Source organism: Microbulbifer discodermiae, assembly GCF_040742695.1.
Lineage (GTDB): Bacteria > Pseudomonadota > Gammaproteobacteria > Pseudomonadales > Cellvibrionaceae > Microbulbifer.
Window position 1 is genome coordinate 42,851 of the sequence record NZ_JBFLAB010000028.1, and the last position, 16,758, is coordinate 59,608.

Genomic DNA, 16,758 nt, shown 5'->3' on the forward strand with positions numbered 1-16,758 from the left:
GTGGCGCCCGACACGGACAGTGAAGTGGCGTTGGTCGAAATCTGGTCGGAGCTGCTGGGTTTGCCCGAAGACGAAATTGGCACCGCGGATTCCTTTTTTCAACTGGGCGGGCACTCTCTGCTGGCAATGAAAGTGGTGACGCAGATCAAGCAGCGTCTCGATGTGACGATCGCACTTCCCGATGTGTTCCGCCTACCCACTGTGGGTGAAATGGCCGCGTTTATCGACGACAAGGCCGAACAGGGTGAAACCCAAGAGGAAATCCGTCGTCTGTCGGAAGCCGTCGATTGGGATTTGGACGAATTTGATTTGTAAGCGGCCCTCAGTCGCAATTCTCTGATAGCGCGACCCAGCGCACTGTTCCGACGTTGCCCGGCCCTCTATGCCGCGCAGGCAGTGGTTGATCTCCTATGAATATTTTCACGCTGTTCGACCAACAGGTTGCGTTGCGCCCGGACGCCGTTGCACTTGTGGCTCAGGGTCAGGCACTGAGTTATCGGCAACTGGGGCAAAAGGTCGACGCGCTGGCCGCAGTTTTATTGGCACAGACTAGCTTTGCAGCGGAGACCAGGGTAGCCCTTTGTCTCGATCGCAGCCCCGATATGGTTATTGCCATGCTGGCGGTGATGAAAGCCGGTGCCGCCTATGTCCCTATCGATCCCGGAGGCCCCCCTGAGCGTTTCGCTACCATAGTCGCAGCCGGCGACTGTCGCTGGCTGATCAGCCAGTCCCGTCACCAGGCTCTGATCCATCTGGCACTGGGACATCTGGACGCGGCCAGGCCGGTTATTTGGTCCGACCGGCTGGCTCCGTCGACTACCCCGAAGCGCTGGCCCCGCCTGAGTGATGCGCAATTGGCCTATGTGATGTTTACCTCCGGCTCCACCGGCAAGCCCAAGGGGGTGATGGTCGAACACCGTCAGGTGAGCAATACCCTGTCGGCGATGGCGGGCGTGTATGCAATCGGTGCGGGCACTGAGCGGGTGGGTGCATTTGCCAATGTCACCTTTGATGTGTCGGTGGCGGAAATATTCGGCTGTCTGTGTTTCGGTGGTCAATTGCATTTGCTGGACAATTCGGTGCGCAAGGATTGCAATCTGCTCTTTTGCTACCTTGTCCAGCACCAGCTTAATTACCTGTATCTGCCGCCAGCGGTTTTAGCCCTGTTGCCCAAGCAGGCACTACCGCATCTACGCGCTTTGGTCATCGCCGGTGAACCCTGTGATAAAGCTACCGCTGTTCACTGGTCGCAATCACTGCCACTCCACAATTACTACGGACCCACCGAGGCCGCCATCTATGCCACGGGCACGCGCGTGAGCGCCCAGCAGACAACCAGTATCGGTTGCCCGCTGGAAAATACCTCGGCGCTGGTATTGGATGAAGGACTGCAGCCACTAGCCGATGGTGTGGTGGGAGAACTCTTTCTGGCCGGCGCGGGCCTGGCGCGGGGTTATTGCCGCGCACCGGGCCAGACCGCCGAACGGTTTCTCCCCAACCCATACGGGGACGGGACGAGACTCTACCGCACCGGCGACCTGGCGCGCAGAAATCAGCAGGGCGCTCTGGAATACTGCGGTCGCGCGGATCAGCAGGTAAAAATTCGCGGCCACCGGGTGGAAGTCGCCGAAGTGGAAGCGGCGCTGTTGCGCACGGAGGAAATCGCTCAGGCGCGGGTGATAGTGGCGGACCGGGGAGGCGTCAAGGCGCTGCTGGCCTATGGGGTGCCCCGGGAAGGGCAGAGGCCGGGCATTGACAGTATCAAAGCCGGACTGGCAAAGGTGCTGCCCGAATATATGTTGCCCGCGGGCATAGTGTTGATGCCTGCCCTGCCGTTGACCCCCAACGGCAAACTCGACCGCGCTGCACTGCCGGCACCCGATGACCCCGTGGCGGGGGGCACTCCGCGCAACGATACAGAGCGGACACTGTGCGAAATTTTTGCAACCCTGCTCCATGTGCAGCGGGTCGGGCGGGGAGACCACTTTTTTGCCCTGGGGGGCAATTCGATTCTGGCGATGCGCGCCTCGGCGGAAATTCACCGGCGGCTGGGTTTTCCCGTGTCCGCTTCCGCCATTCACCAGCATGGCACAGCCGCCGCACTGGCGGCGCTGACTGGCGGCGCACTAACGCAAATTCCCTCCGCACAATCCGATTCTGCGCCCCTGTCGTTCGAGCAGCGGCGCCTGCAGGTGTCCGCGCTGATAAGCAGCGAACCCAGCCTCTACCATGTGCCCAAATTGTGGAGACTACCGGCCGGGATTGAGATGTCGGAGATCCAGTCGCTGGGTGATGCCATCCACAGGGTGTGCCAACGGCACCGGGTTCTGTTCAGCCTCTACGACGATCAGGAGCAGCAGCGGGATGGTGGCTGTGAACCCATGGAGCTGGAGGTGTTGCACCTGGCCGGGGAATCCGATCTGCGCAAGGCGATCGGCGACCGGGTTCAGAACCCTTTTGACTTGCAGCGGGATGCGAGCTTGCGGGCTCACTGCTTTCACTGTGCGGACCATTATTATGTTTTGCTGGTGTGGCACCACATCGCATTTGACGGCCTGTCGCTGGACATATTTATAGACGAGCTCAATACCGTTTTGCGCGCGGCAGGATGGAGGCAAAAGCCGGGGCCGGAGATTGGGGCAGCCGCGGGAGAAGAGGCGCCGGGAGCACCGGCCGAGCTGCTTCCACAATTGCCGGTGCAGTACCGCGATTATGCGGCCTGGCAAAGGCGGGTGTTAACGCCGGAGCAGATGCAGGTCCCTATGGACTACTGGCGCGCGGCTCTGGCGGGCGCGGAAGCTGCAGAATTGCCTGCCGATTTTCCCCGCCCCGCGATTTTCGACAGTTCCGGCGCCGAAATGGATTGGCAACTGGACGCATCCTGGTTGCAGCGCTGCGAGTCCTTCGCCAGGCGCCGCCGCACCAGTCTGTATGCGCTGCTATTGGGTGCTTACGCCCTCGCCCTGGCCATACTGGGAAACCGCAGGCAGCTGGTGATCGGGGCTCCTTTCAGCACGCGGCAGCACCCCGACCTGCTTCCCCTGATCGGCTGTTTTGTCAATATGCTGCCGCTGCGTATCGACCTCAACTTTTCCTTATCGGTACGCGACTATCTGGCAAAACTTCACCGGCTGCTGGGGGAGGCAAAAGCGCATCAGGGACTGCCCTTCGACCAGTTGGTTGCCGCCATAGCGCCCCCCCGGGATGACAGTCGGCATCCGCTGTTTCAATGTGTATTCAATTTCGAGGACGAAAGCATCCAGCCAGTCCCGGACTGGGCTGCGCCGTCTTTCGACCAGTATTCATGGCTGCCGACCGCCCCGGCCATGTTCGATGTGACTGTCACCGCGAGCAAAACCCGACAGGGCCTGCGGCTCAGGGCCAATTATGCGCGCACCTTATTCGCCTCTGAAACCATAGCCGGCCTGGGGGTCCTTATCCTGCAGCTATTGGAGGGGATGGTCGACGGCGATCATTCGCCCTTGTGGAGCCTGGTCCGCACAGCGCCTTCAGCTCTGCCGCCGGGCCGGGATTCGATTTCCCGGCCCGGCGAAACAGAGCAAGGCCGCACCACCCTGTACCAGCAATTTTTACAGAGGGTGGAGGCGCAGCCGGACAAGGTGGCCATCAGCCAACACCCTCTGGAACAAGTTGCCCCCATCCACCTCAGCTATGGCGCGCTGCACCTGGGTGCCGAAGTGCTAGCCGCGCAGCTACTGGCCGCGGGTGCGGCGGCTAACGGCGCACCGACAGTCGCGATTGCCGGGCCACGCAACTACCGGTGGGCACTTGCCATGCTGGCTTGTGCGCGGCTGGGAGTCGCCTATGTGGCCATCGACGAAAAGCGTCCAGCCGCGCAGTGGAGCCGTATGCTGGAGCAGGCCGGCTGCCGCTGCCTGTTGCAGACAGCGGAGGCCGCACAGATCGAGCAGGATTCGTCTGCAGTGACTGTGTTGAACATAGCGAACTTACCCCGCGACTGCATACAGTCATTGCCCCGGCTGTCGGATATTACCGGTGACAGCCTGGCGTACGTCATGTTTACCTCCGGTTCCACCGGATTTCCCAAGGGCGTGGCAGTGCCCCAGCGGGGGGTATTGCGGCTTGCCAATGACCGGTCGGCGGTCCCGATCCATGAGAGCGATCGCCTGCTGTGGACCTGCGCCATGGCCTTCGACGCTACCACCTACGAGTTTTGGGGAACTCTTCTCAACGGGGCCAACCTGCACCTGGTGCCCGACGACCATTTACTGCAGAGCTGGACATTGGGTGAGGCCATCAAAGGCCTGTCCATTAGTGCCATGTTGATGACCACTCAATTGTTTCGCCAGCATCTGGCCACTGATGCCAGTTTGTTTCGCCCACTCCGGCAGTTGATCGTTGGGGGTGAGGCCATGTCGGCGGACGATATTCACCGCCTGCGGGCCGCCGATTGCAGACTCACCCTGGTCAACGGCTATGGACCGACGGAAAACACCACTTTTTCCACCTGTTTTTCTATTGGTGCGGGGGATTCCCTCCCTGCCCCAGGTGGGGAATTGCCTATTGGCTACGCGATTGACCAGTCCTATGCCTATGTGGTGTCGCGTGACGGCCGGGTTCAACCCAGTGGTGCGCGGGGGGAACTATGGGTGGGGGGCGAAGGACTGGCGGCGGGCTATGTGCGACAGCCCGGCACAACTGCCGAGCGCTTTGTGCCCGACGCCTTCAGCGGCAGGTCGGGAGCCAGGCTATACCGCACCGGTGACCTGGTGCGCAGCGACCACCGCGGTCGACTCATTTTCGAAGGCCGCTCGGACCAACAAATCAAACGGCGGGGCTTCCGGATAGAGCCGGGGGAAATCGAATACCAGCTACAGCAGTTGCCCCCGGTGGCCCAGGCCCGGGTGTTGTGGCGCGATGCCGGGCATCGGGGTGGCGATGGCCAATTGCTGGCCTATGTGGTTCCCCGGGATCCTGATGCAGAGTGGGATGGCCAGTCTGTTTTCGCGCAGCTGGCCACAAGTCTGCCCACCTATATGTTGCCGGATGATCTTATCCCGCTGCGGGCATTGCCGTTAAACGCCAATGCAAAGCTCGACGTGTCCGCGCTGCCGCTGCCAAAGGCGGAGTCGCGTTCCACATCCAGGGCGCCGCGGACCCAGCGGGAAGCGGCCCTGTGCGAAATCTGGCGGGAAGTCCTGTGCCGGCCGGAACTGGGCATTGACGACCACTTTTTCCAACTGGGGGGGCATTCCCTTCTGGCGGTGCGTTTGAGCGCACTGAGCCGCCAGCGACTGGGTGTTGAAATTCCCCTGTCCCTCATTTACCGCTATCCCACCATCGCGCGGCTCCAGGACCATCTGGTAACCGACCAGGTTCCGACAATCGACCGGCGACCCGACGGATCGGCGCCGGCGCTGTCCCACGGGCAAAAAGGACTGCTTTATTTGCACCAGCTGGATCCGGGGCGCAGCGACTACCACATTCCGTTTCTGTTTCGGGTGTCGGAGCTGCACTCGGTGCTCCTGTTGCAGGCTTTACAACGGCTTTGCCAGCGCCACCCGGTGCTGCGCACAGCGTATCCCATGCGCGGGGGAGACCCGGTGCCCGTATCTGTGTCCGGCCCCGTGGAGGTGAGGGAAAAACGGCTGGCCTCACAGGCGGAACTGGAGAAATCCATTCGCCGGCAGGTGGCGGAGGTTTTCGATTTATCCAGGAATCCGGGTCTGCGTCTGGTCCACTATCGGGTGACAGGGGAAGCCAACCATTTTGTGCTGCTGGTGTTGCACCATATCGCCTTCGACGGCTGGTCCCAGCAGGTTTTTTTCCAAGAGTTGCACCAGGTGTTTAGCGGTCTGCAGCGGGGTGAAACGGTGGCCCTGCCGGAACTCCCGATCGACTACTGGGATTACGCCCACTGGCAAACACAAAGTGTATCGAGCCCGGCTCTGGATGAAGCCAGAGAATATTGGCAGGCGCAATTGCAGGATTACGCCCCTCTGACACTGCCGGTCAGCGCATCGGCGGCTGTATCTGACTCTCAGGGTGCCTGCGTTCCCCTGCCGCTTGACCCGGAAATCAGTCGCCGCCTGGATGCACTCGCCAGACAGCAGGGGGTCAGCCGCTATGCTGTGCTGTTGGGTGCTGTTTATCTGACCCTGGCACATCATTGCAACCGCCTTGACCTGGTTGTCGGCACTGTTTCCGACAACCGGCCTCACCCGGAAACCCATGGGTTGGTGGGCTTCTTTGCCAATACCCTGGCGCTGCGGATGCGTCTGTCCCCGTCTATGCCGGTGACACAACTTATTTCTACTTTGTTCGAGCGCATCGCGGACGCGAAACGCTATCAGGAACTGCCTTTCGACAAGGTGGTGCAGGCCTGGCAAAAATCACCCCAGGCCCCGCTGGTCCAGGTGTTTTTTGACTGGAACACCAGCGATGATGGAGAGGAGGCGTCGGTCACCCGCCTGCCCTGGATTGAAAAGCGTCAACTGTATTTGCCCGCCAAATTCGACTGGCAGTTTTCACTGCGCGATTCCGCCCACTCCATCCAGGGCGAGTTGATTTACCCCAGCGCACAGTTCAATACCGCTTCTATGCAAGCCGTGGCCGCAACCTATCAGCGCGCGCTGGCGGCCTTGCTGGAGCGGGGCGGGGCGCCGATTTCTCAGATCAGTTTGTTGCCTCCGGATGATTTGGCAGCACTCTGTCAGGCGGGGCAGGGCCCAAGCCTGCCTCTGCCCGCGGTGGAAAATATCGCTGCGGCTTTTCACGCACGCGCCGCTACCCGGGCGGATGCAGTGGCCCTGGTGGCTCTGGATGAGCAGCGGCATATAAGTTACCGCTGCCTGGCTGCCAGAGTGGACCGATGGGCACAACCTATTTTCCCATTGGTCAATGCCCGTGCCGGAACAGGTCAGCCGCCGTTCGTGGCGGTATACCTGGAAAAGAGTATCGATGCGGTGACCGCCATATTGGCGGTGCTCCAGGCGGGCGCGGCCTATGTGCCTTTGTCCCCCCGGCAACCGGCCGGCCGCGTATCCACACTAATGCGTCGCAGTGGCGCAGTTGCCGTTATCTGTCGGCGCGACCAGTTGCCCGATGAGCTTGTGGACGCAACGCCAAGGGTACTGGACACTGGGGAACTGGACAGAGCGGGCCCCTTAACGGCCACCGCCGATACCCAACCCCAGTGGTCGGGCAGTGCTCTGGCTTATCTGCTGTTTACCTCCGGCAGTACGGGCACGCCCAAGGCGGTGATGGTGCAACACCGCTCCGTCGTCAATCTTATTGCACACCAGCAGCAGAGTTTGAATTTTAATTCCGCTGAGCGGGCCCTGTGGACGGCGGATTACGTATTCGACGCTTCGGTGGAACAGTTATTTTTATGTTTGCTCACGGGCGCCACACTTTGCCTGGCAGCCCAGCCGTGTATGCGGGAAGTGAAGTTCCTCCAGCGGACACTGGTCGATCAGAAAATCAGTCATTTGCACGGGACACCGGGACTGTTAGCGGTATTGGCGCAGACGGGTTTATGTAGCGCTGGCGAAGGATCGGGAATTCTGCCGAATTTGCGGGTGATCAGTGCCGGTGAGGCCTGTACTCCACAGGTCAAATCGGCTTGGGGCAGGACATTAATCAACAAGTACGGCCCCACGGAAACCACTGTGACCGCCGCGCAGGATCTGCACTATGGGACGCAGACCTGCGTCAACAGTATCGGACGTGCGGTGGCCAATACCCGTTTGTTGGTACTGGATGATAGTGGCCAGCCCTGTCCGGTTGGAACACCGGGGGAGCTTTACATCGGTGGTCGGGCACTGTCGCTGGGATACTGGTGCCAGCCGGGTCTCACGGCGGAAAGGTTCGTGCCCGATCCGTTTGCAGCATCAGGCCAGGTCGGGGAAAGGCTCTATCGCAGCGGTGACCTGATGCGCTGGCGACCGGATAATCAGGGCCTGCCGTCGCGGCTGGAATTTATCGGACGCCGGGACCAGCAGGTACAAATTCGGGGCTTCCGGGTAGAACTTTCTGAAATTGAACATTGCCTGGCCGGTCACGACGCAATCGCGCAGGTACGGGTGCACTGGTGGCCGCATCCCCAGGGTGTGCTTTGCGCTTATCTGGTGCCCAAAGACGCCGGTCTTTGCGACTACTTGCGCGAACCACCGGAAGAGGGAGCGGCCCCTGAAGCCTGCGTCAGCCAAAGTGATCATTTGCACAATCTGGTGATGGATATCCGGCAACAGGCCAGTACCCAATTGCCCGACTACATGCTGCCCCAGGCATTAATTCCACTGGCGCAACTCCCCCTGAATATCAGCGGCAAACTGGATACCACGCGGTTACCGCCGCCGCAAACCCGCCTCGAAACCCAATATCAGGAGCCCGCCACCGCCGGTGAACAACGCCTGGCTGCACTCTGGTCGCAACTGTTGCATCTGCCCAGGGTTGGCAGGGAGGACGACTTCTTTTCTCTCGGAGGCCACTCGCTGTTACTGATGCAGCTGGCAGCGCAGATACCGGTCGCATTGGGCAAAGATGTGGGTATGGCCGGCCTCTATCGCCATTCGAATCTCAAATCCCAGGCCGCCTATATCGCTGGCGCGGCGGATGCAGTGTGCGATACAAGCTCTGCAGCGGGGGAGGGGGGCACAGCGCAACCGCGCGCGCGCGCCCCTCTGTCCTACGGCCAAAGGCGGCTGTGGTTTTTGCACCAGTACCAGGGGCCGACCGCCACCTATAATATTCCCCTGTTGATGCGCCTGCAGGAACCCGTGGACTGGCAGTGCCTGTCCGCGGCGCTGACCCGGGTGTTTAGTGCACAGCCCTCTCTGCGCTGTTGCTTCGAAAGTTCCGCCGAAGGGCCTCAGCAGGTATTGCGGGATCCGCCTCTGCCCCCATCCCTGGAAGTGTTGGATTCCATGGCACAACTGGTGGCGGAAATCCGTCGCGCCCGTATGCACACCTTTGATCTCAACGGCGAGCGACTTTGCCAGGTGCGTCTGCTGCAGGCCGGTGGCGATGGTCCAGTGGTATTGTTTTGGCTGCTGCACCACTCAGTGTTCGACGGCGCCTCCAAGATCCTGTTGTTACAGGAGCTGCAACACCACTATGGGGCCTTGCTGGATGGGGGTGGAAATTCTGTCCCGGAGCCGCCACCGGGAAGCCGGCTTCCGTCCCCTGCCCTGTTGCCGAAAGATCACAACCTCGAACTGGAGTTCTGGCAGACCTATTTGCAGGGCCTGCCTCCCCACCTGGATCTACCTACCGACATGCCACGCCCCGGCGAACAAAGCCATGAGGGCGCCCTGCACCGGCAGTCGCTGCCGCAGAGCCTGGCAGTGCCTCTCGGCAGGCAGGCGAGAGACTGGGGCGTTAGCGTCAACAGTCTCATGATGAGTGTATTCGCCCTGCTGTTGTCCCGCTGGTCCGGTCAATCCGACCTGGCCATCGGCATGCCGGTGAGTCTCAGGGATAAGCCGCGCGATCAATCCCAAATCGGGTTTTTCGTGAATACATTGGTAATCCGCTTTCAAACGCCGGCAGACAAACCACTGCGTCACTATGTGCAGGCACAGCATGGGCAGATCATGGCTGCGCTGGCCCACAAGGAATTGCCTTTCGAACAGTTGGTGGAAGTGATCAATCCTTCCCGAGTGCGCAATATCACCCCGCTATTTCAAGTGGTATTCAGTTTCCAGCGGCAAGAGGCGCAGACCCAGTCGCAGATTCACTATCTGGAACTCGACGAACTCGAACAGGGAGTCGCGCACTTCGATTTGACCTGTGCTGTCACCGATGGCGACCAGTCGATGGATATCGCCTTTGAATACAATACACAGCTCTTCGATGCGGCGACCATAGTGCGCTTGGAGCAGTTGTACCGACAAATGCTGCAATCGCTGGTCTGCCACCCGGATCTGGTTCCAGTTGAATGCCGATGGCTGTTGCCACCGCCACCGCCGGCCCCGGAAGTCTGCACAACTGAACAACTGCCGGTCCCCTCTGCCTTTGTCTACCGGGCCGCCCAGACGGCCGAAAAAATTGCAGTGACGGCAGTGTCCTCCTGTGGCTTGCCCGAACATGTGAGTTACGGCGAATGTGTGCGGCGGGCGAGACTGGGAGCCAGGGCGCTGGCCAAACAGGGGGTCAAAAGCGAGGAGCGTGTGGGCGTGGTTGTGTCGAGACACAGCTCCGTCATTATCGATCTACTGACGGTGTTGTTTGCCGGCGCCGCCTATGTCCCCATTGATAACAGATTCCCGGCTGCCCGCATTGACAATATACGCCGCCAAAGCCTTATCCGCCTGACGCTATGCGATGGACAATTGGTTGGTGGGGCAGGGCGGGAGCAGTGCGGGAAAAATTCGCAAGACCCTCCTCGGGGGCCTGAGGTCCACACAGGCTCCCTGGCTTACACCCTGTTTACATCGGGCACTACCGGGACGCCAAAAGGCGTCGCCGTTGAACACGGCAGTATTTTGAATTTGCTGCAAGGGCTCAAAGAGCGTGTCTATGGGGATCAGCCACTGCCAATGGCAGATATGCGCATCGCACTAAACGCCTCTCTGGGTTTCGACGCTTCGGTACAGCAGTGGGTGACCTTACTTGAAGGTGCAACCCTGGTGATGGTGCCGGAATCCATTCGCGCCGACAGCCGCCAGATGTACGATTTTTTCCACACCAGTGCCGTGGATGTGGTCGATTGCACACCCTCACTGTTGACCCTGCTGATAGAGGATGATCACCGGCTTCAGGAACTTCCCCATATCGTATTAGTGGGCGGCGAAGCCATAGAGCAGTCGCTGTGGGACAGGCTGGCCAACTGGCCCCACCGCAGCCGCTTTTTCAATCTCTACGGCCCCACCGAGTGCACCGTCGATGCCTGTGTGCGGGCTATTGACACAACATGTCCGGTTCCAAGTGTGGGGCGGGCACTGGAGGGCAGTCAGTGTTATTTGGTGGATGAGAAGGGACACCTCTGCCCTCAGGGTATGCCGGGTGAAATCTGTATTGCGGGTAGCGGTTTGGCTCGAGGATATCTGGGGCGCGGCGCCATGACCGCGGAAAAATTTGTGCCCAACCCCTGGGGTCAACCCGGGAGCCGACTTTACCGCAGTGGAGATATCGGCCGGATATTAAATGACGGCAGCCTGCAGTTCCTGTATCGCCGCGATCAACAGGTCAAGCTGCGGGGCTATCGCATTGAGCTGGGTGAGATCAATGCCGTTATGACGCAGTGCGATGAAATTAAGCAGGCGGCCTCACATGTGTTGCCAGGAGAGCAGGCACAACTGGTGTGTTACTTGGTTGGTGACGAACCGGCGCCGGGCCAGCCGCCACTGAGCAGTGAAGAGTGCCGGGGTCACGCCCAATCGCAACTCCCCAGCTATATGGTTCCATCGGTGTTTGTGTGGCTGCCTTCACTGCCATTGACCGCCAGCGGCAAACTCGATGTGCGGGCGCTGCCACCGCCATCGAAGTCCGCCGCACGCGAATTTGTAGCGCCCACCACGGAAGTGGAAAAAGGTGTGGCCGAAATCTGGCAGGAGCTGTTGAAAATCAATGATCCGGTTAGCACCGCTGATGATTTTTTTGAGCTGGGTGGCCATTCGCTGCTGGCAACCCGCATGTTGACCATGGTGAATGAGCGCTGGTCGATTGCTTTGCCGCTGGCTGTGGTATTTGACGCAGTCAGACTGGCAGATTTTGCCCGGCAGGTGGAAAAAGAGTGTTGTGAAGGAAGGGTATCCTCGCAAAAAGTCGAAGCGTTTCACGTTGACGGCGAATTTGAAATGGAAGAGTTTGAATTGTGATAAGTCAGCTGGAAGCTAACCGATGAATACACATACTCAGCAGCGGCCGCAAGGTTGGCCGGATAACCCCATGGAGTTTCTGCTGCAAGCAAAAGAAGTCCATGTGTTTATCTCGTTGATAGATGGCAGACTGAAAGTGAAGGGGGATCGGGAGGCCCTAACCCCTTCGCTGAAACAGGCGCTCGCCGCACGCAAAGCGCAAATTATACGGATTTACGAACAGCTGGGTATCAGTTCAAATCAGCAGATCGCACCCTCCGCATTTTCTCAGCAGCGACTTTGGTTTTTGGATCAGCTCGGCGGCAACAGTGTGCATTACAATATGCCCTCTGCATTGCGTCTGCGCGGCGACATCCACCTGGAGGCCATCGAACAGGCCCTGAATACCATTGTCGAGCGGCACGAAAGCCTGCGCACAGTGTTCGTCGCAGTGGGTGACTCTCCCTATCAGATTGTACGGGAGTATCTCCCGCGCTCTGTTTCCCCTGTCGATCTTACTGATCTGCCCCGGGAACAGCGTGAGCAGCGTTTGAAGCAGCTCAGCCGCGAGGAATCCAACCGTCCTTTCAGGCTCGACCGCGAGCCACTGTTGCGCTGGCAGATTCTCCTGTTGGCACAGGACGAAATAGTGCTGTTGCGCACCATGCACCATATAGCCGCAGATGGCTGGTCCATGGGGGTCTTCAACAATGAGTTTCAGAACCTGTACCGGGCCTTCAGTCAGGGTCAAGCCAACCCATTGGCACCGCTGGAGGTTCAGTTCGCGGATTATGCCCACTGGCAGCGGAAGCATGTAACGGGAGACGAATTGCGTCGCCAGTTGGAGTTTTGGACCGAGACCCTGGCGGGGATTCCCGCAGTCCACAGTCTGCCGCTGGACAGGCCCAGGCCGGCAGTGCAAAGCAATCGTGGAAAGAGCCTCTCCAGCCTGATCGACCGGGATACCGTAACTGCGTTTGAGGAACTCTGTCGCGCACAGGGGGCCACGCTGTTTATGGGGTTGAACGCCGCCTTTGCGCTTTTGTTGGGGCGTTACAGTGGTCAGAGTGACATAGTCATAGGCACTCCGATCGCCAATCGTGAACAGTCCGGAGTGGAGCGGTTAATAGGCTTTTTCCTCAACACCATAGTGTTGCGTACCCATCTGGATAAAGCTGGATCTTTTAAAGAATTACTGCTGCAGGCACGGCAAAAGGCCTGGGATGCCTACGCACACCAGCAGGTACCATTCGAGCATCTGGTGGCTGAATTGGATCTGGCGCCGTCTCTGGCCTATTCGCCCGTATTCCAGCTGATGTTGATCCTGCAAAACAACGATCACGGCGACGGGCAACTGGCCGGTCTTGAAATGGAAACGGTTGGCACCGGATTCAGTTACGCCAAGTTCGATCTGACCCTGAATGCTATGCAGGAAGACGGTCAATTGTTCATGGCCTGGAACTACAATACGGACTTGTTCGACCAGGCCACCATTGCCCGTATGGCCAATAATTTTGCCGTGTTGATGGATTCGGTGGTGAAAGCCCCCTCCAGGGCCCTGTCCCAACTATCCATGCTCCATCCGGTCGAGTATCAACACTGCACGCAGATCTGGAACCGAACCCAAAGTGATTTTGCAAAGAAGTTATGTGCACATCAACTGTTTGAAAACAGAGCGGCGCAAAGCCCCGACTGTATAGCCCTGGTAACCCATGCGGACCAGTGGTCCTATAGTGCCATCAATGCTCGTGCCAATCGCCTGGCCCGCGCGCTACTGGAAGAAGGTGCGGGCCCCGGTACCCAGGTGGGCATATTTCTGTCACCGGGAGAGCAGCTGCTGGTGGCGGTGCTGGCGGTATTGAAGTGCGGTGCCTGCTATGTACCGCTGGATATCAATGCGCCACTTCAACGCATCGAGACCATTTGCCGGGATGCCGACCTCAGGCTGCTGATGGGCACGCCGCGAAGTACGGAATCTATCGGTTTCAATATTCGTGTGCTAAACCCAGCGGATGAGGACAGACTCTGTTGCCACAGCGAAGGGAATCTCAATCTTCCCGGGCTGATGCCGCAGCTGCCCGCATATATGCTGTACACGTCCGGCTCCACCGGCCGCCCAAAGGGCGTGCTGGTCAGCCATCACAACCTGGTGGCCTATCAACACGCCTGCGAAAATCTGCACGGCTCCCTCGAGGGCAGGCGCATCCTGCAGTTTTCATCCTTCGCATTCGATATCTTTGCGGAAGAAATTTGTCTGTCGCTGTTTTCCGGCGCAACTCTGGTGATGCGCGATGCGGAACTCCTGTTGGGAGGCGAGGATTTTCTGCGGGGCGTCGACCGGCAAAAAATCAATATCGCATCCCTGCCCACGGCTTTCTGGCACCACCTGTGTGCAACACTGCCCGCCGGGATACAACTGCCGCAATCCCTGACGCGAATCATTGTTGGCGGCGAGGCGATGGCGGCACCGGTCTGGCGCCGCTGGTTGCAGTCCGGTTTGCCAGCTATTTTGCTGAATACTTATGGCCCCACTGAGACTACAGTCGTCGCCACCACATTTGATCTCAAGCAGTGGTCAATGGATCTCGGACAGATACCCATTGGCAAACCCATCGCCAATACCCGCTGTTATGTGCTGGATGCCGATCTGCGGGTGTGTCCGGTAGGTGCAGTGGGGGAATTGTGCATTGCCGGGGAAGGCCTCGCCCATGGCTATTGGCGACAGGGCGCCATGACGGCCCAGAGTTTTGTTCCCAATCCATTTACACAGGAAGTGGAGGGGGAGCGACTCTATCGTACCGGCGATTTGGTGAAATACTCCGATGATGGGCATTTGCTGTTCGTCGGGCGGCGGGACCACCAAGTTAAAGTGCGTGGCTTTCGGGTTGAACTCGAGGATGTCGAACAGCACCTAATGGCCTGCGAGGTCGTTGATGCCGCAGCAGTCATTGTGGTTGGTGAGGAGAACGACCGCAGTCTGGTGGCATATGTCGGTACCAAAGGTGAAAAAGCAGCGGTAAATGACGCTGAAATATACCGTTTCCTACGTCACCGGCTCCCGAACTACATGTTGCCCAGCCATATTATCCTGCTCGATTCGCTGCCGCTTACCGCACAGGGAAAAGTGGATAAGCGGAGCCTGCCGGCGCCCGACAGGTTGTTGCAGGAGAGGGTAATTACAGAGCCCGAAGGGGAGGTAGAGACCTTACTGGCGAGCCTTTGGCAGCGGGTATTGGGCGTTCAGCAGCTGGGTCGATACGACAGTTTCTTCGCCCTGGGTGGGCATTCCCTGAGAGCCATTCAATTGGTTAGCCTGGTTCAGGACAGCTTCCAGGTTAAATTTTCGGTCAAAGACATTTTTGAGCGCCCCAGTCTGTTCGAACAGGCACAGTATCTGGTGGATGCGGAAGGCGATGAGTTCGAGGATACGGGGCCGGTACTGGCTGCCTCAGACGATAGCGATGCACCCCTGTCATTTCCACAGCAGCAGCTTTGGTTCCTGTCGCAATTAAACGGGCCTAATTCCGTCTATAACATGGTTTTTACGCGTCGGGTAATCGGCGATATTGATCGCGCTGTAATGCTGCAGAGCCTCGCAGCTTTAACGGAACGACAGGAGGCCCTGCGCACCCGCTTTGTGCTAAAGGCAGGCCAACCCTGGCAGAGGCCGGATAGAAACCCCACGCCTGTGGAACTGGAGCAGGTGGAAACTGAGGCCCAGTTGCAGCGGATAGTCCGACAGGAGCAGCAATATCCGTTTGATTTAAATAACGACTCACTCTGTCGCCTGCGGCTGCTGGAGTTGCGCTGCGACGACGACCGGGAAGCGCCTGGTGAATTATTGCTGCTGGTGAATCTGCACCACAGTGTATCCGACGCCTGGTCCATGTCTATTTTCTTTCGCGAGCTAGGTGCTATTTACCGGGCCCTGGTTCGGGCCCAGGTACCGGCTTTAGCGCCATTGCCGATTCAGTACCGCGACTACGCCCGCTGGCAACAGCAGCGATTACAGGGCGGGAACCTGGATAATCTACTGGATTTCTGGCGCAGTGAGCTGCAAGGGCTGCCACCGCTGCTGGCCTTGCCTGGCGATTGGGCAAGACCCCCGGAGCAGCAGTTTCGCGGCGCTCTGGAATCCTTCACCGTCCCGCCGCGTCTGGCGCTGGCACTCAAACAGTTGAGCCAGGATCAGGGCGTTACCCTGTTTATGACAATGATCAGCGGGTTTGCCCTGTTGCTCGCCCGAGCCAGTGGTCAATGGGATTTCGCTATCGGCACCCCGGTGGCGAACCGCACCAGGCAGGAAACCGAAAGTCTTATCGGATTTTTTGTCAATACGCTGGCGCTGCGTTTCCGGGCCCATGCCGGTGACAGTGTCACGCAGCTGCTGCACAAGATGCGCGACCGCATCCTGGCGGCCTTCGCCCATCAGGAATTGCCGTTCGAAATGCTGGTGAAGACGCTGAACCCAGAGCGGAATCTCAGTTACAGCCCAGTATTCCAGGTCATGTTTGCGATGCAAAATGTGGCCGCGCCGGTCGGGGATTCACCCGCGGACCGGACTGCGACGCAGGACGCTCAGGAGCTGGCGTTTGCCCCCTGGGCCGTGGAGTTGTCCCCGGGCGGTCAGCGGGCGCGCTTCGATCTGACCATGAACGTACGGGAAGAGGGTGGAGCCATAAGTGGCGTACTGGAATACAACCGCGACCTCTTCAAGGCGGAAACCATCCGCCGTTTTGTGGGGCACTATTTGCAATTGCTGGATGCACTCAGTGCGCACCAGAATTGTCGCATTGGCCAGTTGAAACTGCTTACTCCGGATGAGCGGGTGCGCCAACTGGAGAGCTACAACGCCCCGACTCAACTTTCCGAGCCGCCGGCTTTTGTTCACCAAAGAGTGCAGCACTGGGTAGAGCAAAGTCCCGATGCCATAGCGGTGACCGGGGCCGAGAGCAGTTTGACCTACGGTGAACTC

General features: G+C 59.2%; 2 protein-coding genes and 1 pseudogene. All 3 read left to right on the forward strand.

Annotated features, from left to right (window positions below; genetic code table 11):
- Positions 1-39: 39 nt before the first annotated feature.
- A pseudogene (locus tag AB1S50_RS19515) lies at positions 40-315 on the forward strand (acyl carrier protein); the annotation flags it as partial.
- 95 nt (positions 316-410) lie between these two features.
- On the forward strand, positions 411-11,804 hold the full coding sequence (locus AB1S50_RS11485) for an amino acid adenylation domain-containing protein (RefSeq protein ID WP_367150851.1): 11,394 nt from the start codon (positions 411-413) through the stop codon (positions 11,802-11,804).
- A gap of 22 nt (positions 11,805-11,826) precedes the next feature.
- Positions 11,827-16,758, forward strand: a 4,932-nt coding sequence (locus AB1S50_RS11490; protein WP_367150853.1) for an amino acid adenylation domain-containing protein, incomplete at its 3' end; no start/stop codon positions are given.

Excerpts from the sequence above, each read along its gene's own strand:
- AB1S50_RS11485 (WP_367150851.1), top strand. The coding sequence starts at position 411 with ATGAATATTTTCACGCTGTTCGACCAACAGGTTGCGTTGCGCCCGGAC.